The organism is Streptomyces cyaneofuscatus (assembly GCF_042718795.1).
Classification (GTDB): Bacteria; Actinomycetota; Actinomycetes; order Streptomycetales; family Streptomycetaceae; genus Streptomyces; species Streptomyces cyaneofuscatus_A.
Window position 1 is genome coordinate 85,390 of the sequence record NZ_JBHXOX010000012.1, and the last position, 25,866, is coordinate 111,255.

A 25,866-nucleotide genomic window follows, 5' to 3' on the forward strand; every position below is an offset into this window, starting at 1 on the left:
CTGTGCGGGGAGCAGTCCCAATTCTTCCTGGCGTATCGGCAGGCGGCAACGAGCAATTGGCGCGGCTGACGGGAATCAGCCGGAATGACACTGATATCCCTGCCCAGCCCCGACCCGGATGACGCGTCCCGTCACCCCTGAACCGCGAGGACCAGCGGGCACACCCCCCGGGCTCCGGCCCGCCGCAGCAGCCGCGCGGCGACGGCCAGCGTCCAGCCGGTGTCGGACAGGTCGTCCACGAGCAGGACCGGGCCGTCGGCGGACCGCAGCGCCTGCGCCAGCTCCGGCTCGACGCTCAGGGCCTCGTGCAGGGCCCGCACCCGCTGTGCGCTGTTGGTCTGCGACATCGTCAGCTCCTCGGTGCCCGGCGCGTACGTCACCGTCCCGAGCAGCGGCATCCGGCCGATCTCGGCGATGCGCCGGCCGAGCGACTCCACCAACTGCGGTCGGCGGCGCGAGGCGACGGTGACCACGCCGACCGGCCGGGGAGCGGCGTCGGGCGCCCCGGAGGCCCAGCCGCCGGAGCCCCTGGCCCAGTCCGCGAGCACGGTGACCACGGCGTCCGTGACATCGTCCGGCACCGGCGCGTCCGGTGCCTGCGCCGCCAGCATCGGGCGCAGCCGATTGCCCCAGCCGATGTCGGAGAGCCTGCCCAGCGCCCGTCCGGCGGAGGAGAGTTCACCGGCGGGGATACGTCCCTTGAGGTCGACGCCCACCGCGGACAGACCGGTGGGCCACATCTTGCGGGGGGCGACCTCCACCCCCGGCCGGCCCAGCTCGCTGCGGGCGCCGTCCAGGGCCGCGGGGGAGACCTTGTCGTCGAAGCGGGCGCCCGCGCAGTTGTCGCAGCGCCCGCAGGCGGTGGCTTCCTCGTCGTCGAGCCGCAGCCGCAGGAACTCCATCCGGCACGCCGTCGTCGTGGCGTAGTCGCGCATGGCCTGCTGCTCGTCGGCCCGCTGCCGGGCGACCCAGGCGTAGCGCTCGGAGTCGTAGACCCACGGCTCGCCGGTGGAGGTCCAGCCGCCCTTGACCCGCTTCACCGCACCGTCGACGTCCAGCACCTTGAGCATCGTCTCCAGGCGGGTCCGCCGGAGGTCGACCAGAGGTTCCAGCGCGGGCAGGGAGAGCGGCCGCTCCGACCGGGCCAGGACATCCAGGGTGCGGCGCACCTGCTCCTCGGGAGGGAAGGCGACCGAGGCGAAGTACTGCCAGATCGCCTCGTCCTCCTTGCCGGGGAGCAACAGCACCTCGGCGTGCTCGACCCCGCGCCCCGCGCGCCCGACCTGCTGGTAGTACGCGATGGGGGAGGACGGCGAGCCCAGGTGCACGACGAAGCCGAGGTCGGGCTTGTCGAACCCCATGCCCAGCGCGGAGGTGGCGACCAGTGCCTTGACCCGGTTGGCCAGCAGGTCGTCCTCCGCCTGCTGGCGGTCCGCGTTCTCGGTCCGCCCCGTGTAGGAGGTGACCGGATGGCCGTTCTGCCGCAGGTAGGCCGTGACCTCCTCGGCCGCCGCGACCGTCAGCGTGTAGATGATCCCGGAACCGGGAAGCTCCCCGAGGTGGTCGCCCAGCCAGGCCAGCCGGTGCGCCGCGTTGGGCAGTTGGAGCACACCCAGGCTCAGGCTCTCCCGGTCCAGCGGACCCCGCAGCACCAGCGCGTCCGTGCCCGCGCCCGTGCCCAGTTGTTCCGCGACGTCCGCCGTCACGCGGGCGTTGGCCGTGGCGGTGGTGGCCAGCACCGGCACACCGGCGGGGAGATCGGCGAGCATGGTCCGCAGCCGCCGGTAGTCAGGCCGGAAGTCGTGCCCCCAGTCGGAGATGCAGTGAGCCTCGTCGACCACCAGGAGACCCGTCGCGGCGGAGAGCTGAGGCAGCACCTGGTCCCGGAAGTCGGGGTTGTTCAGCCGCTCGGGGGAGACCAGGAGGACGTCGACCTCACCGGCCGCCACCTCGGCCTGGACGCTCTCCCACTCCTCCGTGTTGGACGAATTGATCGTGCGGGCGCTGATCCCCGCCCGCGCGGCCGCCGCGACCTGGTTGCGCATCAGTGCCAGCAGCGGCGACACGATCACGGTCGGGCCGCTGCCCTGCGCGCGCAGCAGCGAGGTCGCCACGAAGTAGACGGCGGACTTGCCCCATCCGGTGCGCTGCACGACCAGCGCCCGGCGCTTGTCGGCGACGAGCGCTTCGATCGCCAGCCACTGGTCCTCGCGCAGCCTGGCCGCACCCGTGGCATCCCCGACGAGGCGGGCGAGGACGGAGTCGGCCGAAGCTCTGAGCGCTGCACGGTCTGCGTTGGTCATCCCTCCATGCAACCCGATGACGACCACAAACCGCGAACGCCGGGCCACCCCTGTGGATAACGTTATCCACAGGGGTCGCGGGATCCGGCGGACCGCGGGACCGTCGAGCCATGAACAAGCACCACGAATCCACCGGCCCGTCCGACGGTCAGCAGATCACCCTGCGAGGCCCTGCCGAACTCGCCGACGCCCTCCCGTATCTGATGGGTTTCCACCCCAGCGACAGCGTCGTGATGGTGGCGCTGCACGGTGGCCGGGGCCGGTTCGGCGGCCGGCTCCGGCTCGGCATTCCACGGGCGCCCGGTGAATGGGGACCGGTCGCCGAACAGTTGGCGGAGAGCCTGATCTCGGGGAGCGAGCGCCGTGACGGACGGCCCGACGCGATCGTGATCTTCCTCTGCCAGGACTCGCCGGACGGGGAGAGCGGCCGCCTGACGATGGAGCGCCTGCGGCCGTTCGCCCAGAGCCTGCGTACGGCGTGCGGAGCGCTGGACGTGCCCGTGCTCGAAGCGCTCTGCCTCTCGGACGGCCGGTACTGGTCCTACTGCTGCCCCGACGGCCGGTGCTGCCCGCCCCAGGGAAAGCCCCTGGCCATGCCCGGTACGACGGTGATGGCCGCCGCTGCCGCCTATGCGGGGATCCGGGTACGGGGGACGTTGCGCGACATGGAGGCGCGGCTCGCTCCGTGGCAGACGCCGGACGAGGTGTCCGCACAGCTGCGGGCGCTGGACCGGGCCGCGCCCTCGCTGGCGCCCCGGATCCTGGACGAGCGGGCGAAGGCCGAGGTGGCGAAGGAGACCCTCACGCTCGCCCGCACCCTGATGGACCGCCTCGGGCGGACGCCGCCCGCTCCGGAAGCCGTCTCCGACCTCGGGGACGACCAGCTGATCGACGAGGACGAGGCCGCCGCGGTCATCCTTGGCCTCCAGGACCGGGAGACCCGGGACAAGGCCGCGGTCTGGATGGAAGGCCCCGAAGGGCACCGCGCGCTGAGGCTGTGGCGGACCCTCGCCCGGCGCTGCGTCGGACCGTACGGCGAGCACGCGGCGGCTCCGCTGACCCTGGCGGGCTGGGTCTCCTGGTCCACCGGCGACGAGCCCGGCGCCCGGGTCGCGCTGGCCATGGCGCTCCGCGCGGACCCGGAGTACACGTTCGCGCAGCTCCTGCACCGGGCGTGCAACGAAGGGCTGGACCCGGAGACCCTGCGCCGCTGCCTGCGCGGTGACGGCGCCGATGGTGAAGGGCCGGAGGCGGCGGTCGCGGGTGCCGGGGACGCCGGGGCGGTGGTGGGGGCCGGGGGCACGAGGGGGCCCGCCCTGCATGTCCGGAGGGTCAGGCCGGCGGCGAACCGGGCCCGGCGGCGCGCGAGCGGGCGCCGGGCGACGACGGACACCGGGGCGACCCCACCGGTGCCCGCTGCGACCAGGCCTGGGGCGTCCCGGCCCGGTGCGGCCGTGCCCGGGCCCGGGCCGATGGTCGCCGGACGCCGCGTGCGCGACGTCCGGCGGTACGGCAGGCGCGGCGCCGGGACGCGTCGCTGAGGGCGGCGGGCCCGGCAGTGCGGTGAGCCGGGCGGGCCGCTGCCTGCCCGACGGCACCGCCCGCTCTACGGCACCGCTCTGCGGAGACCTTCTCGACGGGTGCGGCCGGATCCGGCCGCACCCGGGATCTCCCTGATCACCGGAGTACCGAAGGGAGTGTTTATCGTCAGGCAGACGACTATGATCACGGCATGCCGCCCTACGACCCGTCGACCTTCCCGCCCTTCGCCGTCACCGTGGACCTGGTCGTGCTCACGGTGCGCCGTCACGCGCTCTGCGCACTGGTGGTCCGCCGTGGGGAGACGCCCTTCCAGGGCCGGTGGGCGTTGCCCGGCGGTTTCGTCAGGGCCGACGAGGATCTCGTGTCCGCGGCGGCGCGTGAGCTCGTCGAGGAGACGGGGCTGTCCGCCCATGATCCGGCGAAGCCCGCCGTGGGCAACGGCGCGCACCTCGAACAGCTGGCCACCTACGGGGACCCGGCGCGGGACCCCCGGATGCGGGTCGTCAGCGTCGCGCACCTCGCGCTCGCCCCGGATCTGCCCGCGCCCCGGGCGGGCGGGGACGCCAACAGCGCCCGCTGGGCACCTGTGGAGGACCTGCTCCGGGAGGGCGAGCAGGCGACACCGCTCGCCTTCGACCACGCGCGGATCCTCGCCGACGGTGTGGAGCGCGCCCGCTCCAAGATCGAGTACTCCTCGCTGGCCACGGCGTTCTGCCCGCCGGAGTTCACGGTCGGGGAGCTGCGCCGGGTCTACGAGGCGGTGTGGGGCGTGGTCCTCGACCCGCGCAACTTCCACCGCAAGGTCACGGGCACCCCCGGCTTCCTGGTGCCCTCCGGCGGGACCACCACACGGCAGGGCGGCCGGCCCGCGCAGCTGTTCCGGGCCGGTGCGGCCACGGTGCTCAACCCGCCGATGCTGCGGCCGGAGGTCTGACGGCGGGGCCTGTCGGCAGCCGGGGGAGTGCGGAACACCCGCGGGTCCACTGCTGCACGAAAAGTCGGAAATGTCGCGTTATGTTGCTGCGGTACCCCTCTGCCGCCGAGCGGTCTCACCTTCCGTGAGAGAACGCGAGAGAAGCGATGCTCCAGGCCATCGGACTCACCAGCACCCCCCGTCGCGACGCTCCGCCCGCCGTGGACGACCTGACCTTCGAGGCCCCGCCCGGCCGCGTCACCGCCCTGCTGGGCGCTCCCGGTTCGGGCAAGACCGCGACCCTGCGGCTGATGCTCGAACTCGACTCCGGCCGGGGCGTCGCCTACTTCCGCGGCAGGCCGCTGCACCGCATCGCCCACCCGGCGCGCGAAGTGGGCGTGCTGCTCGGCGACGTACCGGGGCACCCCTCCCGTACGGCCCGCGGCCAGCTCCGGATGCTCTGCGCCGCCGCCGGGACGCCCGCGGCCCGGGCCGACGAGATGCTCGAAGTCGTGGGCCTCGCCGGGCTCGGGGACCAGCGGCTCGGCACCCTGTCGGTGGGGATGGACCGACGCCTCGGCCTCGCCTCCGCCCTGCTCGGTGACCCGCACACCCTGGTCCTGGACGAACCCGCCGAAGGCCTCTCCCCGCGCGAGAACAGTTGGCTGTACGGGCTGCTGCGCGCCCACGCGGCCCAGGGCGGAACGGTCCTGTACGCCACCGCCGACCCCAAGGAGGCCGCCCGCACCGCCGATCACGTCGTCACCGTCGACGGCGGCCGCCTCGTCGCGGACCAGGAGGTCGCCGACTTCGCCCGCACCCGGCTCCGCCCCCGCGTCGCCGTCCGCACCCCGCACGCGGCCCGGCTCGCGGCGGTCGTCAGCAGGGAGGCCCGGGCCGGACAGCGCTCGGTCGAGGTGGTCCCCGAGCCGAACGGACGGCTGACCGTGTACGGCTCCACCTGCGCCGAGGTCGGGGACGCCGCGTTCCGGCACGGGGTCCCGGTCCACCAACTCGCCGACGAGATCGGCGACACCGGACCCGCCGCCGCCCCGCCGCCCCACGACGACGAGGCCCGGCAGCCCTCCGCCGCCGCCCTCTCCGAACTGCCGCCGCCGATCCGGGTCCGCCCCGCCCGCGGGCCCCTGCGCCCGCTCCGCTACGAACTGCGGCGCTCCCTCGGCGTCCGGACGACGACCGTGATCATGGCGTCCGTGCTGCTGGCCTCCGCCGCGCTCTCCGTCCTCCTGGCGCGTACCGGCGGCACACCCCTGCCGCGCGCGCTCGCCGCCTGGCCCGAGCTGCTGCCGCTGCCTCCCGCCGCCCTGGGCGCGGGCATCCTGGGCGCGCTCTCCTTCGGCGACGAGTTCCGCTACCCGGCGCTCGCCGCCGGCCGCGGCACCGTGCCCCGGCGGATCGGCCTGCTGGTGGCCAAGCTGACGGTCACCGCCGGATTCGCCCTCCTGCTTGCCTCGCTCACCGTCGTCTGCGGCGCGCAGGGCCTCCGGCTCTTCTACGGCCCGGAGTTGCTCGCCGTCCCGGCCAATGCCGTGGTACTCGGCGCGAGTTGGGCGTGCCTGGTCGTGGGCTGCGCCTGGGCCGGGCTGCTGGCGGCGGGTGTCTTCCGGGTGGCCGGGGCCGGGATCGCCGCCGTACTGGCCGTTCCGGTGCTGGTGGTTCCCCTGGTGCAGAAGGTGTTCGAGGCACCGTCCGCGCGTTCGGTCACCGGACTTCCGGGCCGGCTGCGCGAACTGGCCTGGTGGCAACTGCCGCAGGAGGCGGACCGCTGGGTCCTGGCCGTCGCGCGGGTGGTGGCCCAGCCCGTGGGTGCCGCGCTCACCCTGTCGTTGTCGGCCCTGATCTGCGCGTATCTGTTCACCAGCCTTCGCGGAAAGGTGCGTTGGTGATCACCCCGGCTCGGCGGCGAGAAGAGGAGCCCGCAACTCCCTAGGAAATGCCTGGTTCATACGCGTATGGCGTCAATTGCGGCGCGGGCGCCGATCACCCTTTCGTGTGCTTTTCACCAAAGACCTCAAGGGGTGGACGAGCCACGCCGACAAAGGATGCGTGAGTACCCTTGCGCACACCATGATGACCGCCGCCCGCTCCGCCGATTCCGGCCTGGCCGGTGCGGGCGAACTCGATCGCTATCCCTACACGGAAGCGCCGGCCGGCGAGCGCGCCGCGCCCCGGCCCTGGGGCGGTTCCGATTCCGAGTTGGGGCGGGCAAGCCGGCGGGGAGCGGCGAGCCGTGGACGCGGCCTGCACGGCCAACTCGTCCAGCAGCTGGGCCAGATGATCGTCTCCGGCGACCTCGGCGCGGACCGTCCGCTCGTTCCCGAGGAGATCGGCCAGCGCTTCGAGGTCTCCCGTACCGTCGTACGCGAGTCCCTGCGCGTCCTGGAGGCCAAGGGGCTCGTCAGCGCGCGCCCCAATGTGGGTACGCGGGTCCGCCCGGTCAGCGACTGGAACCTGCTGGACCCCGACATCATCGAGTGGCGCGCCTTCGGTCCGCAGCGCGACGACCAGCGCCGCGAGCTGGCCGAACTCCGCTGGACCATCGAGCCCCTCGCCGCCCGTCTCGCCGCCGGGCACGGCCGGGAGGACCTTCAGCAGCGCCTCGCCGACATGGTGGAGATCATGGGGCACGCGATGGGGCAGGGGGACGCCATCACCTTCTCCCGGGCCGATGCCGAGTTCCACGCCCTGCTCATCCAGGCCGCGGGCAACCGGATGCTCGAACACCTCTCCGGCATCGTCTCGGCCGCCCTGCACGTCTCCGGCGGTCCGGTCACCGGCTGCGACCGCCCGGGCGATGCCTCGCTCGGCCACCACGCACGCATCGTCGACGCCCTGGCCTCGGGCGACTCGGCGGGGGCCGAGACGGCCATGCGCCAGCTCCTCGTCGTCCACCCCGACGTGGAGCGGGTGGTTCCCGCGCCCCGCGAGCAGCACTGACCGGTCCACGGCCGGGGTGGCAGGCCCTGTGCCGCCGGACCGCACGGGTCCGGCGGCACAATTGTGGGGAGATGCCTGTCCTGGCTCGGTTCGTCGCGAATGGGGTGTGACTCGGGCCACGCGGATTGGGCGTAACACTCCTCGAAGCAGCGCGATGACTTAAGAGGTGACCGCCGCGGAAGGAATACAGCAGCCCTTGGGCGCGCTGTTCAGTTCTGAGGCCGAACCCGCGCCGTCGACGACATCCCCAGTCGGCGGTCGTCGGTTCCAGCCCTCTCCAGGGCAGGGCCGGAAGCCGTTTCCATCGTTCCGAGAGGTTGTTCGTGTCGGCCAGCACATCCCGTACGCTCCCGCCCGAGATCGCCGAGTCCGAGTCTGTCATGGCGCTCATCGAGCGAGGGAAGGCTGATGGGCAGATCGCCGGCGATGACGTGCGTCGGGCCTTCGAGGCTGACCAGATTCCGCCAACCCAGTGGAAGAACGTTCTGCGCAGCCTCAACCAGATCCTCGAGGAAGAGGGTGTGACGCTGATGGTCAGTGCCGCGGAGTCGCCGAAGCGCGCCCGCAAGAGCGTCGCAGCGAAGAGCCCGGTCAAGCGCACCGCCACCAAGACTGTCGCGGCGAAGACCACCGTGACGAGGACCGTCGCGGCCACCGCCGCCCCGGCGGCCGAGAGTGCGGACGCGGTGGCCGACGACGCCGTCGCGGCCGCCCCCGCGAAGAAGGCGGCAGCCAAGAAGACGGCTGCCAAGAAGACCGCCGTGAAGAAGACGGCGGCCAAGAAGACAGCGGCGAAGAAGTCCGGCAAGCAGGACGACGAGCTGCTCGACGGTGACGAGGCCGTCGAAGAGGTCAAGGCCGGCAAGGGCGAGGAGGAGGAGGGCGAGGGCGAGAACAAGGGCTTCGTCCTCTCCGACGACGACGAGGACGACGCGCCTGCCCAGCAGGTCGCCGTCGCCGGTGCCACCGCCGACCCGGTCAAGGACTACCTCAAGCAGATCGGCAAGGTCCCCCTCCTCAACGCCGAGCAGGAGGTCGAGCTCGCCAAGCGCATCGAGGCCGGTCTCTTCGCCGAGGACAAGCTCGCCAACGCCGACAAGCTCGCGCCGAAGCTCAAGCGCGAGCTGGAGATCATCGCCGAGGACGGCCGCCGCGCCAAGAACCACCTCCTGGAGGCCAACCTCCGTCTGGTGGTCTCCCTGGCCAAGCGTTACACCGGCCGCGGCATGCTCTTCCTGGACCTGATCCAGGAGGGCAACCTCGGTCTGATCCGCGCGGTCGAGAAGTTCGACTACACCAAGGGCTACAAGTTCTCCACGTACGCCACCTGGTGGATCCGTCAGGCGATCACCCGCGCCATGGCCGACCAGGCCCGCACCATCCGTATCCCGGTGCACATGGTCGAGGTCATCAACAAGCTCGCGCGCGTCCAGCGCCAGATGCTCCAGGACCTGGGCCGTGAGCCCACCCCGGAGGAGCTGGCCAAGGAACTCGACATGACCCCGGAGAAGGTCATCGAGGTCCAGAAGTACGGCCGTGAGCCGATCTCGCTGCACACCCCGCTCGGCGAGGACGGCGACAGCGAGTTCGGTGACCTGATCGAGGACTCCGAGGCCGTCGTCCCGGCGGACGCGGTCAGCTTCACGCTCCTCCAGGAGCAGCTGCACTCGGTGCTCGACACGCTCTCCGAGCGTGAGGCCGGTGTGGTCTCGATGCGCTTCGGTCTCACCGACGGTCAGCCGAAGACGCTGGACGAGATCGGCAAGGTCTACGGCGTGACGCGTGAGCGCATCCGTCAGATCGAGTCGAAGACGATGTCGAAGCTCCGCCACCCGTCGCGTTCGCAGGTCCTGCGCGACTACCTGGACTAGAACACAGGGCGGAACATTCACCGGCCGGAGGGCCCGGATCCCAGGGATCCGGGCCCTCCGGCGTGTCCGCGGGTGCGCAGGCGGACGGGCTCGATCACGCTGGGTGGGTCGTTGCCACCTCAGTGTCAGGAGCCTTCATGCCCCGTCCCCTCGCCCGTGCCCTGACCGGGGTCCTCGCCCTGACCGCCGCGGCCGCCGTGGCCCCGCTCGCCTCGCCGCTCCCGGCGGCCGCGGACAGCATCGTCGTCGGCGGGCAGCCCGCCCCCGTGGCGGACAGCCCCTGGGCGGTGGCCCTCTCCAGCCGTGACCGGTTCGGAGGAGCGCGCTCGGGCCAGTTCTGCGGCGGCGTCGCCGTGGCACCCACGAAGGTCCTGACGGTCGCCCACTGTCTGGGTGAAGAGGCGCTCGGCGGACCGGTGAGCCGGGTCAAGGACCTCCGTGTCATCGCCGGGCGGGACCGGCTGAGCGGCACGAGCGGCGAGGAGATCCCGGTCCGGGGGGTCTGGGTCAATCCGGCGTACGACCCCGACACCAACGCCGGCGACCTCGCGGTGCTCACGCTGGCCCGGCCGCTGCCGAAGGGCGGCGTCATCCCGATGGCCCGGGCCGGGGACGAGGCGTACCGGGCCGGGACGGCCGCAGCGGTCTACGGGTGGGGGGACACGACCGGTGCCGGTACGTACGCCTCCGTGCTGCGCTCCGCCCGGGTCCAGGTCCTGCCGGACCGTGAGTGCGCGCGGGCCTACCCGGGCGGCCGGGAAGGCACGTACGACGCCTCAGGGATGCTCTGTGCGGGAGATCCGGCGGGTGGGCGGGACGCGTGCCAGGGCGACAGCGGCGGGCCGCTGGTGGCCCGTGGGCGGCTCATCGGCCTGGTGTCCTGGGGGAGCGGCTGCGGGCGCGTCGGCAGCCCCGGGGTGTACACCCGGGTCTCCGCCGCCCTGAGGTGGGCCGAGGGCCGTATCTGAGCGCCTGGGCGGGCCCCTCAGGGACCCGCTCGCCCGGTCCCGCGAACGCCCGGCCTTCTGTGAACGCCGGACCCCGCGGACGAACGAGAACGGGCGGCGCCCCCTTTGGGTGGGGGAGCCGCCCGTCGGCCGGTCCTGGACCGGCCCCTGGCTCGTCGTGGATGCGAGGTGTCAGTGCTGGTCCTCGTCGGCGGTCGCCTGCACGGCGGTGAGCCGATCCGTCTCATCCTGTATTTCCGCGGCGATCTTCTTGAGTTCCGGCTCGAACTTGCGCCCGTGGTGGGCGCAGAAGAGCAGTTCACCGCCGCTGATCAGGACGACGCGCAGATATGCCTGGGCGCCGCAACGGTCACAGCGGTCTGCTGCGGTCAGCGGGCTCGCGGGGGTCAGAACAGTAGTCACGTCGCCTCTTCTCTAGCTCGACGAGCTGTCGTACCAGGGTCAACATCCAACCAGGCCGAAAACGTTCCCGCTCGTGGCTTTTCTTCGAAACTTCTTCTCGGGATGGCTGTCAGTTGCCGGTTGGCGGCGAATGTGCCGTATGCGGAGCGCTACGGTTTCGCATTGCTTGTCTTGGGGGTGGGTCCCGCCGGCCGGCTTGCCGGTGTGTTCATGAGGACGTGCCCGGAGCCTAAATGGTTCATGCCTCGAAGGGAACGTGATGTGCACGTCACTCCGACGAATGATCGAACATCCATGCGAGCCCGGATGGAGCTCGTCTAGCATGAGGATTCCCCGAGGGTGGCGTTACAACCGCTCTACCAGGCCTCTGTAGGCTCTCAGCGGCAACCGAAGCCGACCGTGATACCCACCAGAGGCCCAGATGAAATTCAGCGAGGAGCGAACCGCGTGACCGCCGAAACGTCCGTGCCGTCCACCGCGATGCTGACCGCAGCAGGCGGCGACCGGGACAGCTCCAACTACACCGCGCGGCACCTTCTCGTCCTCGAAGGACTTGAGGCGGTCCGCAAGCGCCCCGGGATGTACATCGGGTCCACCGACAGCCGTGGCCTCATGCACTGCCTCTGGGAGATCATCGACAACTCCGTCGACGAGGCCCTGGGCGGTCACTGCGACCAGATCGAGGTCATCCTCCACGACGACTCCTCGGTCGAGGTCCGGGACAACGGCCGCGGCATCCCCGTGGACGTGGAGCCCAAGACCGGGCTCTCCGGCATCGAGGTCGTCATGACCAAGCTGCACGCCGGAGGCAAGTTCGGCGGCGGCTCCTACGCGGCCTCCGGCGGCCTCCACGGCGTCGGCGCCTCCGTGGTCAACGCCCTCTCCGCCCGCCTGGACGTCGAGGTCGACCGCAACAGCGCGACCCACTCCATCAGCTTCCGGCGCGGCGTCCCGGGCATGTTCACCGAGCAGGGCCCCGACAGCCCCTTCGACCCGGCCAACGGCCTCCGTAAGGGCAAGCGGGTCCCGAAGACCCGTACCGGTACCCGGGTCAGGTACTGGGCGGACCGGCAGATCTTCCTCAAGGACGCCAAGCTCAACCTGGAGACGCTCTACCAGCGGGCCCGCCAGACGGCCTTCCTCGTCCCCGGCCTCACCATCGTCGTCCGCGACGAGCGGGGGACCGACGGCGAGGGCAAGACCGAGGAGACGTTCCGCTTCGACGGCGGCATCAGCGAGTTCTGCGAGTACCTGGCGCAGGACAAGGCCGTCTGCGACGTCCAGCGGCTGACCGGCACCGGCACCTTCAAGGAGACCGTCCCGGTCCTCGACGACCGCGGCCACATGACCGCGACCGAGGTCACCCGGGAGCTCGGCGTCGACATCGCGCTGCGCTGGGGCACCGGCTACGACACCACCGTCCGCTCCTTCGTCAACATCATCGCCACCCCCAAGGGCGGCACCCACGTCAGCGGCTTCGAACGCTCCCTCACCAAGACGGTGAACGAGGCGCTCCGCTCCGCGAAGATGCTGCGGGTCGCCGAGGACGACGTGGTCAAGGACGACGCCCTCGAAGGGCTCACCGCCGTCGTCACCGTACGGCTGGCGGAGCCGCAGTTCGAGGGGCAGACCAAGGAGGTGCTCGGCACCTCGGCGGCCAACCGGATCGTCGCGGCCGTGGTCGCCAAGGAGCTCAAGGCGTTCCTGACCTCCACCAAGCGGGACGCCAAGGCCCAGGCCCGCGCGGTCCTGGAGAAGGCCGTCGCCGCCGCCCGTACGCGGATCGCGGCCCGCCAGCACAAGGACGCCCAGCGCCGTAAGACCGCGCTGGAGTCCTCCTCGCTGCCCGCCAAGCTCGCCGACTGCCGCAGCGACGACGTCGAGCGCAGCGAGCTCTTCATCGTCGAGGGGGACTCGGCGCTCGGCACCGCGAAGCTGGCGCGGAACAGCGAGTTCCAGGCGCTCCTGCCGATCCGCGGCAAGATCCTCAACGTCCAGAAGTCGTCCGTGTCGGACATGTTGAAGAACGCCGAGTGCGGCGCCATCATCCAGGTCATAGGAGCCGGGTCCGGCCGGACCTTCGACATCGACGCCGCCCGCTACGGCAAGGTCATCATGATGACCGACGCCGATGTGGACGGCTCCCACATCCGTACCCTGCTGCTGACCCTCTTCCAGCGCTACATGCGCCCGATGGTCGAGGCCGGACGGGTCTTCGCCGCCGTGCCGCCGCTGCACCGGATCGAGCTGGTCCAGCCCAAGAAGGGGCAGGACAAGTACGTGTACACGTACTCGGACAGCGAGCTGCGCCAGACGCTGCTGGAGTTCCAGCGCAAGAACGTGCGCATCAAGGAGTCCATCCAGCGTTACAAGGGCCTCGGTGAGATGGACGCCGACCAGCTCGCCGAGACCACGATGGACCCGCGCCACCGCACGCTGCGCCGGATCAACATCGGTGACCTGGAATCCTCCGAGCAGGTCTTCGACCTCCTGATGGGCAACGAGGTCGCCCCCCGCAAGGAGTTCATCACCAGCTCGGCGGCGACCCTGGACCGTTCACGCATCGACGCGTAGGGAGCCGTATCGACTCCTGAGGCCCCCGCCCCGCCGGACTACCGGAAGGGTGGGGGCCGCTTGCGTTCGGGACTTCTGTCACCTGAAGAGGTGAATTCGGGCGAATGGCCTGCCCGCGAGCTTCCTCCACCACCCATCGTGGGCCACGCGGCCGAAAAGGTCCGTGGACAAGGGAGTTGCTCGGTGGAGAAGGAAGCAGGGCCGTCGGCCGCGGGAGTGCGGCTCGACGACCCGTGGTACGAGGCGTCGGCCGCGGGCTGGGACGAGGCGGACGGCGTGGAAGGCGCGGCGGTGGACGGCCGGCCAGGGTCCGGCCCCGGAGAACCCCGGCCCAGCGCGGCCGAGATCTACCTGGAGGTGCACCGCAGCGCGGCCTTCCGCGAGGTGCGCCGCCGCTACCGCCGCTTTGTGCTGCCCGCCGCCCTGGCCTTCCTCCTCTGGTACCTCGCGTACGTCGTCGCGGCCACCACCGCGCCCGCGCTGATGGCCCGTCCGGTCGCCGGAGCGGTCAACGTGGCGATGGTGGCGGGCCTCGGCCAGTTCCTCACCACCTTCCTCCTGACCTGGGCGTACGCCCGCCACGCGCGGCTGCGCAGGGACCGGGCCGCGCTCGATCTGCGGTGGGACACCCAGGAGATGACGCGGGGAGTCGGACAGCCCGCGGCAGGAGGGCCGGTCCGTTGAGAGGCGACCACCAGACACTCGCCCTGCTGCTGTTCTGCGCGTTCATCGCGGTGACGCTCTTCATCACCACCTGGGCCGGCCGCAACCGGCAGGGCTCCGCCGAGGAGTTCTACGCCGGCGGGCGCCTGTTCTCGCCCATGGAGAACGGTTTCGCCATCGCCGGCGACTACATGTCGGCCGCCTCCTTCCTCGGCATCTCCGGGCTGATCGCCCTGTTCGGCTACGACGGCATGCTCTACTCGGTCGGCTTCCTGGTGGCCTGGCTGGTCGTCCTGCTGCTGGTGGCCGAACTCGTCCGCAACTGCGGCCGGTTCACCCTCGCCGACGTGGTCGCCGCCCGCATGGCCGAGCGCCCGGTGCGTATCGCGCTCGGCACCTCGTCCGTCACCGTCTCCGTGCTCTACCTGGTCGCCCAGATGGTCGGTGCGGGCTCCCTGGTGGCCCTCCTGCTCGGCGGGACGAGCGACGCGGCCCGAACGTGGACCGTGGTCGGGGTCGGCGCGCTGATGGTCGTCTACGTGTCGTTCGGCGGGATGCGCGCCACCACCTGGATCCAGATCGTCAAGGCCGTGCTGCTGATGGGCGGGGCCGTCGCCCTCACCGTGCTCGTCCTGGTCCGGTTCCGCTTCGACGTCAACGGTCTGCTCACCACCGCCGCCGAACGCAGCGGCCACGGCAAGGACTTCCTCGCCCCCGGCCTGCGCTACGGCGGCGACTGGATCGCGCGCTTCGACTTCATCAGCCTGGGCGTCGCCCTCGTCCTCGGCACGGCGGGACTGCCGCACATCCTGTCGCGCTTCTACACCGTGCCCACCGCCCGCGCGGCACGCCGCTCCGTCGTCTGGTCCATCGGCCTCATCGGCAGCTTCTACCTGATGACGATCGTGCTCGGCTTCGGCGCCGCGGCCCTGGTCGGCTCCGCCGAGGTCCGCTCCTCGAACACCGCGGGCAACACCGCCGTACCGCTGCTGGCCCTCGACCTCGGCGGAGGTGAGGGTTCCACCGGCGGAACGGTTCTCTTCGCCGTCGTCGCCGCGATCGCCTTCGCCACCATCCTCGCCGTCGTCGCGGGCATCACGCTCGCCTCCTCGGCCTCCGTCGCCCACGACCTGTACGCCTCGCTCCGCCGCCCGGGCCGCAAGCAGTACGGCGAAGTGGCCGTCGCGCGGGTCGCCGCCGCCGGGATCGGGGCGGTCGCCATCGCACTCGGCCTGCTCGCGCAGAACCTCAACGTGGCGTTCCTGGTCGGCCTCGCCTTCGCCGTGGCCGCGTCGGCCAACCTCCCGGCGCTGCTCTACTCGCTGTTCTGGCGGAACTTCACCACGCGGGGAGCCGTTTGGGCGGTGTACGGGGGCCTCGTCCCCGCCGTCGTCCTGGTCCTGGTCTCACCGGTCGTATCGGGCAGCCCCACGTCGCTGTTCCCGGGCGTCGACTTCCAGCTCTTCCCGCTGGATAACCCGGGGCTCGTCTCGATCCCGCTCGGCTTCCTGGCGGGCTGGCTCGGCACCGTCACCTCGCGCGAGAAGCCGGACGAGGCCAAGCACGCCGAGAGCGAGGTCCGGGCGCTGACGGGGGCGGGGGCGGCGTAGGAGCTTTGCGTACGGGGGCGGGGGCGGCCTGATCCGAAAGGGGCGGGCCTGATCCGAAGGAGAGGCCCCTAGGCCCAGGCGTACCGGTGTTCCGGGCGGCCCGTCTCGCCGTACCGCAATGTCAGCCGGACCTTCCCCGTCCGCTCCAGCAGCTTCAGATAGCGCTGCGCCGTCTGCCGGCTCATCCCCGCGCTCTCCGCGATCTCCTGGGCGGAGAGCGGGCCGTCCGCGTCGCGCAGCGCCCGCCGGACCAGCTCGGCGGTGGTGGGGGAGTGGCCCTTGGGCAGGTCCGGCTCGCCCGCCGCCCACAGGGCGCCGAAGAGCCGGTCCACCTCCGCCTGCTCGGCCTGGCCGCCGCCGTCGAGGGTGTGGCGGAGCGCCGCGTACGCGGTCAGCTTCGAGCGCAGACCGGCGTACGTGAACGGCTTGACCAGGTACTGGAGCGCGCCGTGCCGCATCGCGTCCTGCACCGTCGCCACGTCACGGGCGGCGGTCACCATGATCACGTCGACCTGACGGCCCAGCCGGCGCAGCTCCCGTACGACGGCGAGGCCGTTGCGGTCCGGGAGGTAGTGGTCCAGCAGGATCAGGTCCACGGGCACCTCCTCGACCACGGCCAGCGCCTGGGCCGCCGAGTGGGCCTGCGCGGCCACCCGGAATCCGGCGACCTTGGCGACGTACGCGGCATTGATCTCCGCCACCCGGACGTCGTCGTCCACGATCAGGACCTGGATCACCGTTTCCCTCCCGTCGTGGGCGCCGCTGCGCCGAGCGCCTCCGGCAGGACCACCGTGAAGACCGCCCCGCCCCCGTCGGCCCGGGAGACCGTCACACTGCCTCCCTGGCGCTCCGCGAGCCGGCGGACCAGCGGGAGTCCGAGGCCGCGCTTGCCGTGGGCCGGAAGGTCCTTGGTGGACCAGCCCTCGGTGAAGATCGACGCGTACCGCTCCGGGGCGATCCCGGGGCCGCTGTCCCGTACCCGCAGTTCCACCGTACGGCCCTCGGCCCGCAGTCCGACCTCGATCCGGGCGTCCTCGGACCCCGCCGCCGCGTCCGTGGCGTTGTCGACCAGGTTGCCGACCACCGTGACCAGGCCGCGCGGGTCCACCACCCGGTCCGGCAGCAGTGTGCCGGGGGCCAGCCGCAGCGAGACACCGCGCTCGGCGGCGACCGTCGCCTTGCCGACGAGCAGCGCGGCCAGCAGCGGATCCCGCACCTTCTCCGTGACCTGCTCCGCCGTCGCCCGGTGGACGCCCACCACCTCCGTGACGAACTCCATGGCGTCCTCGTGCATCTCCAGCTCCAGCAGCCCCAGCAGGGTGTGCAGCCGGTTGGCGTGCTCGTGGTCCTGGGCGCGCAGCGCGTCGATCAGCCCGGTGGTGGAGTCCAGCTCGCGGCCGAGGTGTTCCAGCTCGGTCCGGTCCCGCAGGGTGACCACGGCCCCGCCGTCGTCCGTCTCCATCCGGTTGGCCAGCAGCACCCGGCTGCCCTGGACGGCCAGCAGGTCATCGCCCACCACCCGCCCCGCCAGCACGTCCACGGTCCGGCCGGGGGCCAGCACCTCCTCCAGCGGCCGTCCCGCCGCCTCGGGGCCGAGCCCCAGCAGCCGCTGCGCCTCGTCGTTGAGCAGCCGGATCCGGCCCGCGCCGTCGAGCGCGAGCACCCCTTCGCGGATGGAGTGCAGCATCGCCTCGCGCTCGGTCAGCAGCGCGGAGATGTCCGAGAACGCCAGGTCATGGGTCTGCCGTTGCAGCCGACGGGAGATCAGGTACGCGGCGAGCGCGCCGACGGCCAGGGCCGTTCCGGCGTACGCCAGGAGCCCCGGGATCGCGCCGAGGAGACGGGCGCGCACGCTGTCGTACTCGATCCCGACCGAGACCGCGCCGACCACCTCCAACGAGCCGGAGGCGTCGCGCAACGGCACCTTGCCCCGGGCCGAGCGGCCGAGGGTCCCGCTGTCGATCTCCATGACCTCCCGGCCGCGGAGCGCGTCCCCGGGGTCGGTGGAGACCACCTCGCCGATCCGGTCCGCCTCCGGGTGCGACCAGCGCACGCCCCGGCGGTCCATCACGACGACGTACTCCGCGCCGGTGGCCCGCCTGATCCGCTCCGCGGCGGACTGTACGGGGCCGAGCTCGGACGGCTCCGTGGTGCGCAGGTCCTCGGCGATCCCGGGCCGGGCGGCCGTGCTCTGGGCGATGGCCAGGGCACGGCGCATCGCCTCGTCGTCCAGTTGGGCGCTGAGGGGGGCCAGGAACAGGCCGGTGACCAGCACGGTGACGCCCGTGATGATGGCCAGCTGCATCAGCAGGACCTGGGAGAAGACCCGCTGCGGCCAGCCGAACCTGCGCGGTCCCCGGTCGGAGTGCGGTGGGGCGTTCATCGTAGAGACGGTAAAGGGCGCGGGGGCCGGGCGGAAATCCGTTCGGTTCCCCGGGCTGTCCCCCTTGCCTGGCGGCGCGGCTTCTGTGAGCGTGAGCCTTCTCGTACGGGGCTGACGGGGGGCGTTCTCGTACGGGCGTTCCGGGAGCGTTTCGGCGAGTTCGGCAGTTGCGGCGAGTTCGTCAGGAGCGCAATCCACTTGCACTTCTTGCGCTAATCTTGCGCTCATGACGCGACGACTTGCTCAAGTGGCCCAGAAGGTGGGAGTCAGTGAGGCGACGGTCAGCCGGGTGCTGAACGGCAAGCCGGGCGTCTCCGACGCCACCAGGCAGGCCGTCCTCTCCGCGCTGGACGTCCTCGGTTACGAGCGGCCCACCCAGTTGCGGGGAGAGCGGGCGCGGCTGGTCGGGCTGGTCCTGCCCGAGCTGCAGAACCCGATCTTCCCGGCCTTCGCCGAGGTGGTCGGCGGCGCGCTCGCCCAGCAGGGGCTCACCCCGGTGCTCTGCACGCAGACCAAGGGCGGCGTCTCGGAGGCCGACTACGTCGAACTCCTCCTCCAGCAGCAGGTCTCCGGCGTGGTCTTCGCGGGCGGCCTCTACCACCAGGAGGACGCCCCGCACGACCACTACAAGGTGCTCGCCGACCGCAAGATCCCGGTCGTCCTGATCAACGCGGCCATCGACCGCCTCGGCTTCCCGGGCGTCTCCTGCGACGACTCCGTCGCCGTCGAGCAGGCCTGGCGCCACCTCGTCTCGCTCGGCCACGAGCGCATCGGCCTCGTCCTCGGCCCCTCCGACCACGTGCCCTCGCAGCGCAAGCTCGCCGCGGCCCGGGTGCTCGCGGAGGAGACCGGCACGTCCATCCCCGACGAGTGGGTGGCGCGGGCGATGTTCTCGCTGGAGGGCGGGCAGGCCGCCGCCATGCGCCTCCTTGAGCGGGGCGTCACCGGCATCATCTGCGCCAGCGACCCGCTGGCCCTGGGCGCGGTCCGGGCCGCCCGCCGCCGGGGGCTCTCGGTGCCCGGCGACGTCTCGGTCGTGGGCTACGACGACTCGGCGTTCATGAACTGCACCGAGCCCCCGCTGACCACCGTCCGCCAGCCCATCGAGGCCATGGGGCGCGCGGCCGTGGAGCTGCTCTCGGTGCAGATCGGCGGCCGGACCGTGCCCTCGGACGAGCTGCTCTTCGAGCCCGAACTGGTGGTGCGTGGATCCACCGCCCAGCCGCCGCGCGAGAATTCCCGCTGATCCGTAGCCCTTTTGCACTAGTGGGGACCTGGTCCGCCTAAGGGGTGGGCCGGGGTGGCCGGGGGCCGGTGTACTGCCCGCTCGGGCGGATCCGCAGCGGGCGCTCCCCGTACTCCTCCAGCGCGTGTGCGATCCAGCCCGCCGTACGGGCGACCGCGAACACCGTCTCGCCCGCCTCCGCCGCCATCCCGCAGCCCACCGAGAGGACGGCGAGCGCCAGGTCGATGTTGGCGTGCAGCGGCGCGTGGCGGGCCGTCGTGGCGACCACCTCCCGGGCCGCCGCCAGCGGACCGGCCGCCTGCTCCACGTCCTCCAGCAGCGCGAACAGGGTGCGGGCCCGGGGGTCCTCGCCCCGGTACAACCGGTGGCCCAGGCCCGGCACCCGGCGCCCGGTCCGCAGGTGGTCGGCGACCACCGGGACCGCGCTGCCCCGGTCCACGGCCTCCTGGAGCATGCGGTGGGCCAGGCCGCTGGCGGCGCCGTGCAGCGGGCCCTCCAGGACCCCGAGGCCGGCGGAGACCACGGCGTACGGATGGGCGTGCGCCGAGGCGGCGACCCGGGCGGCCAGGGTGGAGGCCGCGAGGTCGTGGTCGATCAGGAGGACCAGGGCCGCGTCCAGGACGGCGAGGGCCGGGGCGTCGGCCGGCCGCGCGGTCAGCCGGGGCCACAGCTGCCGGGCCAGGGAGCCCGAGGAGCCGAGAGAGCCCGAGGAGCCCCCCTCGGCCTCCGGCGCGCCGCCGGCCACCGGCAACGCCCCCACCAGCGTCGGGATCAGGCTCCGCGCACTGCTCAGCACCGCCTCCGGCGACAGGTCGAACCGCAGCGGATCCGTGGCGGCGGCAGCGGTCACCGCCACCCGCAGCCGGTCCGCCGACCCGCTGTGCGCGGGCAGCGCGCCGACGGCCCGGCGGGCGGCCGCCAGGGTCTCGGGCGGCGCCTCGAAGCGGGCACCCGGCCGCAGCTCACCGGTCCACAGCCACTCCGCGACCTCCTCGTAGCCGTGGTCCCGGGCCAGCTCCGTCGCGTCGACGCCCCGGAAGTAGTACCGGTCCTCCTCGATCAGCGTGATGCCGGTACGGAACACGAGGTCGCCCCCGGCCGGTGACGGCTCGCGCCGCCCCGAGCGCCGGGCCAGGGCCCGCACCTCCTCGGCGTCGAACGTGCTGCCCCGGCCCCCGGCCGCCCGCACGCTGCTGAGCTGGCCCCGGCTGACGTACGCGTACACCGTCTCGGGCTTCACCCCCAGCAGCTCGGCGGCCTCGCGGGTGGTCAGCCGGGGTGCGTCCTGGCGGCCGGGCTCTGGTTGATCCGTCATGGGGACCACCGTATCCACCACCCCTTCATATTGACTCAATCAACATTGACAGATTTCCAGTCAAGCATGGACAGTCGAATCAATGTTGCATGCACGGAGGAGAGAACGGCCATGACCACCACCCCTGTCCCCGCCGTCCCCCGCGGTCTCGCCGGCGTCGTCGTCACGGACACCGCCCTCGGCGATGTCCGCGGCCGGGAGGGCTTCTACCACTACCGCCAGTACTCGGCGATCGAGCTCGCGCAGACCCGCAGCTTCGAGGACGTCTGGTACCTGATGTTCCACGGCGAGCTGCCCGACCGGGCGCAGGCCGCCGACTTCGCCGCCCGTACGGCGGGCCTGCGCGCGCTCCCCGCCGACGTGACCGAGGCACTGCCCGCCATCGCCCGCGCGGGCGCCGTGTCCGGACCGCTCGCCGGACTCCGTACGGCCCTGTCGCTGCTCGGCGCCGCCGGCGGATTCCGCCCGGTCTACGACCTGGACACCGACCGCCGCCGCACGGACGCGCTGGCCGCCTGCGCCGCCGTACCCACGATCCTGACCGCGCTCCAGCGCCTCGGCGAGGGCCTCGAACCCGTCGAACCCCGCGAGGATCTGCCCTACGCGGCCAACTACCTGTACATGCTCACCGGCACCGAGCCGGAGCCCGAGCGGGTCCGGGCCGTCGAGCAGTACCTGATCTCCACCGTCGACCACGGCTTCAACGCCTCCACGTTCACCGCCCGCGTCGTCGCCTCCACCGGCGCCGACCTGGCCGCCTGCCTGGTCGCCGCCGTCGGCGCGCTCTCCGGACCGCTGCACGGCGGGGCGCCGAGCCGCGCGCTGGACACCCTGGACGCCATCGGCACCCCGGACCGCATCGACGGCTGGATCCGCGAGCAGGTCCTCTCCGGCCGCCGCATCATGGGCTTCGGCCACCCCGTCTACCGCACCGAGGACCCGCGCTCCCGGATGCTCAAGTCGATCGCGCAGGGCTTCGGCGGGCCGCTCGTCGACTTCGCCGTGGAGGTCGAACGGCAGGTGGAGGCCATCCTCGCCGAGCTCAAGCCGGGGCGGGAGCTGCACACCAACGTGGAGTTCTACGCCGGCGTCGTCATGGAGCTCTGCGGGCTGCCGCGCACGATGTTCACGCCCACGTTCGCCGCGGCGCGGGTGATCGGCTGGAGCGCCAATATCCTGGAGCAGGCGGAGGACTCGAAGATCACCCGCCCGGCGGCCCGCTACATCGGCACACCCCCGCCGCAGCCGGTCCCCGCGCCCTGACCGCCCCTCCGAGGAAGGCCCCCGTTGACCCCGCCCCGCACCCAGCAGATCCCGGTCGTCGTCCTCGCGGGCTTTCTCGGCTCCGGCAAGACCACGCTCCTGAACCACCTCCTCCGCAACCGCGCGGGCACCCGGATCGGCGTGATCGTCAACGATTTCGGGTCCATCGAGATCGACGCCATGACGGTCGCGGGGCAGGTCGGCTCGACGGTCTCCCTGGGCAACGGCTGCCTGTGCTGCGCGGTCGACGCGAGCGAACTCGACACCTTCCTGGAGACGCTCACCCGCCCGTCCGCCCGGCTGGACCTGATCGTCATCGAGGCGAGCGGCCTCGCCGAACCCCAGGAGCTCGTACGGATGCTGCTGGCCAGCGAGAACCCGCACATCCTGTACGGGGGTCTGGTCGAGGTCGTCGACGCCGCCGAGTTCGACGGGGTCCGGGAGCGCCATCCGGAGATCGACCGCCATCTCGCCGTCGCGGACCTCGTCGTCCTGAACAAGACCGACCGGGTGGGGGAGGCCGAACAGGAGCGGCTGCGAGCGGCGGTCGCGGAGCTGAGCAGGCCCGCCGCCGTGATCTCCGCCGTGCACGGCCGGATCGACCCGGAGCTGCTCTTCGATCCGGCGCTGCGGCCGGACGGCGAGGAGAGGATCCGTCAGCTCACCTTCGAGGATCTGCTGCGGGAGGAGGCGGGCGGCGACCACGACGACCATGCCGGCCATCTGCACGCGGCCTACGAGAGCGTCGACTTCACCTCGGACGTCCCTCTGGACCCGCGCCGGTTCATCGCGTTCCTCGACTCCCGGCCCGAAGGCCTCTACCGGATCAAGGGGTTCGCGGACTTCGGCGCGGGGGACCGGGACAACCGGTACGCGCTGCACGCGGTCGGCCGGTTCCTGCGCTTCGTACCGCAGCCGTGGGCGCGGGGGGAGCAGCGGCTCACCCAGCTCGTCATGATCGGCGCCGGGATCGACGCCGAGGCGCTGCGGGCCGGGCTCACCGCCTGCCGCGCGGAACCGGGTCCCGAAACCCCGGACACCGAGACCGAACGCGCCATGTGGGGCGTGCTCCGGTACGTACAACAGGAGCCGGAGCCCGAGGACGTACGGGAGGAAGCGGCCGCGGAGACGTGACACCTCCGCAGCCGCTGCCCGCCGACCAGGCCTACAGCGGCGGCCCCGCGATCACGGCCACCTTCTCCAGCAGCGGTGTGCCCGAGCCGTCCCGCCTCGGGTCCGGCTCCGGCAGCTTCGCCGGGGTACCGTTCTTCTGCGCGGCCCGGGCCGGGGTGGCGCCCGCCCAGGCGAAGACCAGGACGTCCTCGCCCTTCAGGAACCGCTGGCAGCGCACCCCGCCGGTCGCCCGGCCCTTGCGCGGATACTGGTCGAACGGGGTCAGCTTCGACGTCAGCACCGAGTCGTCCAGCGTCCCGTGCGAACCGGCCACCGTGAACACGATCGCGTCCGCCGCCGGGTCCACCGCCGTGAACGACAGCACCTCGGCCCCCGCCCCCAGCTTGACGCCCGCCATGCCTCCGGCGGCCCGCCCCTGCGGGCGCACCGAGGCCGCCGGGTAGCGCAGGAGCTGGGCGTCGGAGGTGATGAAGACCAGGTCCTCCTCGCCCGTACGCAGCTCGGCCGCGCCCACGATGCGGTCACCGTCCTTGAGGGTGATGACCTCCAGCTCGTCCTTGTTGGCCGGATAGTCCGGCACGACGCGCTTCACCACGCCCTGGAGCGTGCCGATCGCCAGCCCCGGCGACGCCTCGTCGAGCGTCGTGAGGCAGACCAGCTCCTCGTCCGCCTCCAGGTTGAGGAACTCCGAGATCATCGCCCCACCAGAGAGGTTGGGCTCCGCGTGGGTGTCGGGAAGCTGGGGCAGGTCGATCACCGAGAGCCGCAGCAGCCGCCCGGTGGAGGTCACCGCCCCCACATCACCGCGTGCCGTCGCCGCGACCGCCGAGACGATCACGTCGTGCTTCGTGCGCCGGGCGTCCTCGGAGATCTCGACCGGCTCCGCGTTCGCCGTACGGGCCAGCAGCCCCGTCGAGGAGAGCAGCACCCGGCACGGGTCGTCGGCGACCTCCAGCGGCACGGACGCGATCTGCGAAGCGGCCGACTCCAGCAGCACCGTGCGCCGGTCCGTGCCGAACTTCTTCGCCACGGCGGCCAGCTCCGAGGAGACCAGCTTGCGCAGCTCCGCGTCCGACTCCAGGATCGCGGTCAGCGCCTCGATCTCGCCGTTGAGCTTGTCGCGCTCGCTCTCCAGCTCGATCCGGTCGAAGCGGGTGAGCCGGCGCAGCGGGGTGTCCAGGATGTACTGCGTCTGGATCTCGCTCAGCGAGAAGTGCGCCATCAGGCGCTCCTTCGCCTGCGCGGAGTTGTCGCTGTCCCGGATGATCCGGATGACCTCGTCGATGTCGAGAAGGGCGACGATCAGACCCTCGACCAGGTGCAGCCGGTCGCGGCGCTTGGTGCGGCGGAACTCGCTGCGCCGGCGCACGACCTCGAAGCGGTGGTCGAGATAGACCTCCAGCAGCTCCTTGAGGCCGAGCGTGAGTGGCTGCCCGTCGACCAGGGCCACGTTGTTGATGCCGAAGGACTCCTCCATCGGCGTCAGCTTGTAGAGCTGCTCCAGCACCGCTTCCGGTACGAAGCCGTTCTTCACCTCGATGACCAGACGCAGGCCGTGCGCCCGGTCGGTGAGGTCCTTGACGTCGGCGATGCCCTGGAGCTTCTTCGCCGAGACCAGGTCCTTGATCTTGGCGATCACCTTCTCCGGGCCGACGGTGAAGGGCAGTTCGGTGACGACGAGGCCCTTACGGCGTGCCGTCACGTCCTCCACGGCGACGGTGGCACGGATCTTGAACGTGCCACGGCCGTTCGTGTACGCGTCCTTGATGCCGCCGAGACCGACGATGCGGCCGCCGGTGGGCAGGTCGGGGCCGGGAACGAAACGCATCAGCGTCTCGACGTCGGCGCCCGGGTGCCTGATCAGATGGCGGGCGGCGGCGATGACCTCGCCCAGGTTGTGCGGGGGCATGTTGGTCGCCATGCCGACCGCGATGCCCGAGACCCCGTTGACCAGGAGGTTGGGGTAGGCCGCCGGGAGGACGACCGGCTCGCGCTCCTGGCCGTCGTAGTTCGACTGGAAATCGACGGTGTCCTCGTCGATCGCCTCGGTCATCAGGGAGGTGGCGTCGGCCATCCGGCACTCGGTGTACCGCATCGCGGCCGGCGGGTCGTCGTTGCCGAGGGAACCGAAGTTGCCGTGGCCGTCGACCAGGGGCAGCCGCATGGAGAAGGGCTGTGCCATCCGCACCAGGGCGTCGTAGATCGACGCGTCACCGTGGGGGTGCAGCTTGCCCATGACCTCGCCGACGACGCGCGCGCACTTCACATAGCCGCGGTCCGGGCGCAGTCCCATCTCGTTCATCTGGGACACGATGCGCCGGTGCACCGGCTTCATGCCGTCGCGGGCGTCGGGCAGGGCCCTGGAGTAGATCACCGAGTACGCGTACTCGAGGAAGGAGCCCTGCATTTCGTCGACGACGTCGATGTCGAGGATCTTCTCCTCGAAGTCGTCCGGCGGCGGGGTCTTCGTGCTACGGCGGGCCATCGCGGCTGCGACTCCTTCTCGGATTCACGGATTCTGATCGGACAACCTGGGGTACTGATGCGGACCATTGTGGACCTCCGCACTGACAACGCGGACCTCGACCCGTCCGAAGGCGTCCCGGGCGGGCGGCCGGGGACACCATCGACGGAAACTTCCGCGGAACGGGAACTTCGCCAGGTGCCGGTGCGCTTGCTTAGAGTGGCAGGTCTGGCAGGAAGTACCGGTCAGGAAGTCCA

The 25,866-nt window shown here is 72.0% G+C and carries 18 protein-coding genes; 12 read left to right on the forward strand and 6 right to left on the reverse strand.

The features are described 5' to 3' along the window. Nucleotides 1-131: 131 nt before the first annotated feature. Nucleotides 132-2,303, reverse strand: coding sequence for a RecQ family ATP-dependent DNA helicase (locus ACFWRT_RS15950; protein WP_380949860.1), 2,172 nt, complete (start codon nt 2,301-2,303; stop codon nt 132-134). A 110-nt stretch (nt 2,304-2,413) separates the two neighbouring features. Here ACFWRT_RS15950 and ACFWRT_RS15955 point away from each other — a divergent pair, with 110 nt between their 5' ends. The 6 genes from ACFWRT_RS15955 to ACFWRT_RS15980 all read left to right on the forward strand — a co-directional run bounded on the left by ACFWRT_RS15955 (nt 2,414) and on the right by ACFWRT_RS15980 (nt 10,555). Further along, nucleotides 2,414-3,844, forward strand: a complete 1,431-nt coding sequence (locus tag ACFWRT_RS15955; protein WP_380949859.1) for a DUF4192 domain-containing protein — start codon at nt 2,414-2,416, stop codon at nt 3,842-3,844. Nucleotides 3,845-4,035: 191 nt separating this feature from the next. After that, nucleotides 4,036-4,779 carry an NUDIX hydrolase gene (locus ACFWRT_RS15960; RefSeq protein ID WP_380949858.1) on the forward strand — a complete coding sequence of 248 codons (744 nt, stop codon included), beginning with the start codon at nt 4,036-4,038 and terminating at the stop codon, nt 4,777-4,779. A gap of 146 nt (nt 4,780-4,925) precedes the next feature. Then, nucleotides 4,926-6,665, forward strand: coding sequence for an ATP-binding cassette domain-containing protein (locus tag ACFWRT_RS15965; RefSeq protein ID WP_380949857.1), 1,740 nt, complete (start codon nt 4,926-4,928; stop codon nt 6,663-6,665). Nucleotides 6,666-6,825: 160 nt separating this feature from the next. Next, entirely contained in the window at nt 6,826-7,716 is an 891-nt protein-coding gene (locus ACFWRT_RS15970; RefSeq protein WP_380949856.1) for a FadR/GntR family transcriptional regulator, read from the forward strand. A gap of 323 nt (nt 7,717-8,039) precedes the next feature. After that, a complete protein-coding gene (locus tag ACFWRT_RS15975) occupies nt 8,040-9,587 on the forward strand; it encodes an RNA polymerase sigma factor (protein ID WP_018516292.1) in 1,548 nt (515 codons plus the stop codon). 137 nt (nt 9,588-9,724) lie between these two features. Further along, complete coding sequence (locus ACFWRT_RS15980) at nt 9,725-10,555, forward strand: S1 family peptidase (RefSeq protein WP_380949855.1); 831 nt, start codon at nt 9,725-9,727, stop codon at nt 10,553-10,555. A 171-nt stretch (nt 10,556-10,726) separates the two neighbouring features. Here the strand turns inward: ACFWRT_RS15980 and ACFWRT_RS15985 are convergent, their stop codons facing one another. Continuing rightward, nucleotides 10,727-10,957, reverse strand: coding sequence for a DUF7455 domain-containing protein (locus ACFWRT_RS15985; RefSeq protein ID WP_018516290.1), 231 nt, complete (start codon nt 10,955-10,957; stop codon nt 10,727-10,729). Between the two features lie 447 nt (nt 10,958-11,404). Here ACFWRT_RS15985 and ACFWRT_RS15990 point away from each other — a divergent pair, with 447 nt between their 5' ends. The 3 genes from ACFWRT_RS15990 (at nt 11,405) to ACFWRT_RS16000 (ending at nt 15,804) form a co-directional block, all read left to right on the forward strand. Then, nucleotides 11,405-13,531, forward strand: a complete 2,127-nt coding sequence (locus ACFWRT_RS15990; protein WP_380949853.1) for a DNA gyrase/topoisomerase IV subunit B — start codon at nt 11,405-11,407, stop codon at nt 13,529-13,531. A gap of 276 nt (nt 13,532-13,807) precedes the next feature. Next, nucleotides 13,808-14,215: a DUF485 domain-containing protein gene (locus ACFWRT_RS15995; protein WP_380949923.1), complete on the forward strand. Its 408-nt coding sequence runs from the start codon at nt 13,808-13,810 to the stop codon at nt 14,213-14,215. Then, the gene (locus ACFWRT_RS16000) at nt 14,212-15,804 is read left to right on the forward strand and encodes a solute symporter family protein (protein WP_380949852.1); all 1,593 of its coding nucleotides are present in this window, start codon (nt 14,212-14,214) and stop codon (nt 15,802-15,804) included. Before ACFWRT_RS15995 ends, ACFWRT_RS16000 begins: the two co-directional genes overlap by 4 nt. A 68-nt stretch (nt 15,805-15,872) precedes the next feature. On the opposite strand, the gene ACFWRT_RS16005 is transcribed toward ACFWRT_RS16000, so the two are convergent. Both ACFWRT_RS16005 and ACFWRT_RS16010 read right to left on the reverse strand, forming a co-directional pair. Beyond that, the gene (locus ACFWRT_RS16005) at nt 15,873-16,541 is read right to left on the reverse strand and encodes a response regulator (RefSeq protein ID WP_018516286.1); all 669 of its coding nucleotides are present in this window, start codon (nt 16,539-16,541) and stop codon (nt 15,873-15,875) included. Further along, nucleotides 16,538-18,187, reverse strand: coding sequence for an ATP-binding protein (locus tag ACFWRT_RS16010; RefSeq protein WP_380949851.1), 1,650 nt, complete (start codon nt 18,185-18,187; stop codon nt 16,538-16,540). Before ACFWRT_RS16010 ends, ACFWRT_RS16005 begins: the two co-directional genes overlap by 4 nt. Before the next feature lie 226 nt (nt 18,188-18,413). On the opposite strand from ACFWRT_RS16010, the gene ACFWRT_RS16015 reads away from it, so the two are divergent. Beyond that, nucleotides 18,414-19,433, forward strand: a complete 1,020-nt coding sequence (locus ACFWRT_RS16015) for a LacI family DNA-binding transcriptional regulator (RefSeq protein WP_237328296.1) — start codon at nt 18,414-18,416, stop codon at nt 19,431-19,433. 37 nt (nt 19,434-19,470) lie between these two features. On the opposite strand, the gene ACFWRT_RS16020 is transcribed toward ACFWRT_RS16015, so the two are convergent. Further along, a complete protein-coding gene (locus ACFWRT_RS16020; protein ID WP_380949850.1) occupies nt 19,471-20,748 on the reverse strand; it encodes a citrate synthase in 1,278 nt (425 codons plus the stop codon). 111 nt (nt 20,749-20,859) lie between these two features. Between ACFWRT_RS16020 and ACFWRT_RS16025 the strand changes: the two genes are divergently transcribed. Then, nucleotides 20,860-22,011, forward strand: a complete 1,152-nt coding sequence (locus ACFWRT_RS16025) for a citrate synthase (RefSeq protein ID WP_380949849.1) — start codon at nt 20,860-20,862, stop codon at nt 22,009-22,011. A gap of 24 nt (nt 22,012-22,035) precedes the next feature. Next, nucleotides 22,036-23,145 carry a CobW family GTP-binding protein gene (locus ACFWRT_RS16030; protein WP_380949848.1) on the forward strand — a complete coding sequence of 370 codons (1,110 nt, stop codon included), beginning with the start codon at nt 22,036-22,038 and terminating at the stop codon, nt 23,143-23,145. A 31-nt stretch (nt 23,146-23,176) separates the two neighbouring features. On the opposite strand, the gene ACFWRT_RS16035 is transcribed toward ACFWRT_RS16030, so the two are convergent. Next, nucleotides 23,177-25,630, reverse strand: a complete 2,454-nt coding sequence (locus ACFWRT_RS16035; RefSeq protein ID WP_380949847.1) for a DNA gyrase/topoisomerase IV subunit A — start codon at nt 25,628-25,630, stop codon at nt 23,177-23,179. Nucleotides 25,631-25,866 lie beyond the last annotated feature (236 nt).

What these genes read in the sequence shown, in the direction of transcription:
- ACFWRT_RS15960 (WP_380949858.1), top strand. Translation starts at nt 4,036, where the DNA reads ATGCCGCCCTACGACCCGTCGACCTTCCCGCCCTTCGCCGTCACCGTG.
- ACFWRT_RS16015 (WP_237328296.1), top strand. Translation starts at nt 18,414, where the DNA reads ATGACGCGACGACTTGCTCAAGTGGCCCAGAAGGTGGGAGTCAGTGAG.
- ACFWRT_RS16025 (WP_380949849.1), top strand. Translation starts at nt 20,860, where the DNA reads ATGACCACCACCCCTGTCCCCGCCGTCCCCCGCGGTCTCGCCGGCGTC.
- ACFWRT_RS15950 (WP_380949860.1), bottom strand. Translation starts at nt 2,303, where the DNA reads ATGACCAACGCAGACCGTGCAGCGCTCAGAGCTTCGGCCGACTCCGTC.
- ACFWRT_RS16010 (WP_380949851.1), bottom strand. Translation starts at nt 18,187, where the DNA reads ATGAACGCCCCACCGCACTCCGACCGGGGACCGCGCAGGTTCGGCTGG.
- ACFWRT_RS15965 (WP_380949857.1), top strand. Translation starts at nt 4,926, where the DNA reads ATGCTCCAGGCCATCGGACTCACCAGCACCCCCCGTCGCGACGCTCCG.
- ACFWRT_RS15980 (WP_380949855.1), top strand. Translation starts at nt 9,725, where the DNA reads ATGCCCCGTCCCCTCGCCCGTGCCCTGACCGGGGTCCTCGCCCTGACC.
- ACFWRT_RS15955 (WP_380949859.1), top strand. Translation starts at nt 2,414, where the DNA reads ATGAACAAGCACCACGAATCCACCGGCCCGTCCGACGGTCAGCAGATC.
- ACFWRT_RS16020 (WP_380949850.1), bottom strand. Translation starts at nt 20,748, where the DNA reads ATGACGGATCAACCAGAGCCCGGCCGCCAGGACGCACCCCGGCTGACC.
- ACFWRT_RS16035 (WP_380949847.1), bottom strand. Translation starts at nt 25,630, where the DNA reads ATGGCCCGCCGTAGCACGAAGACCCCGCCGCCGGACGACTTCGAGGAG.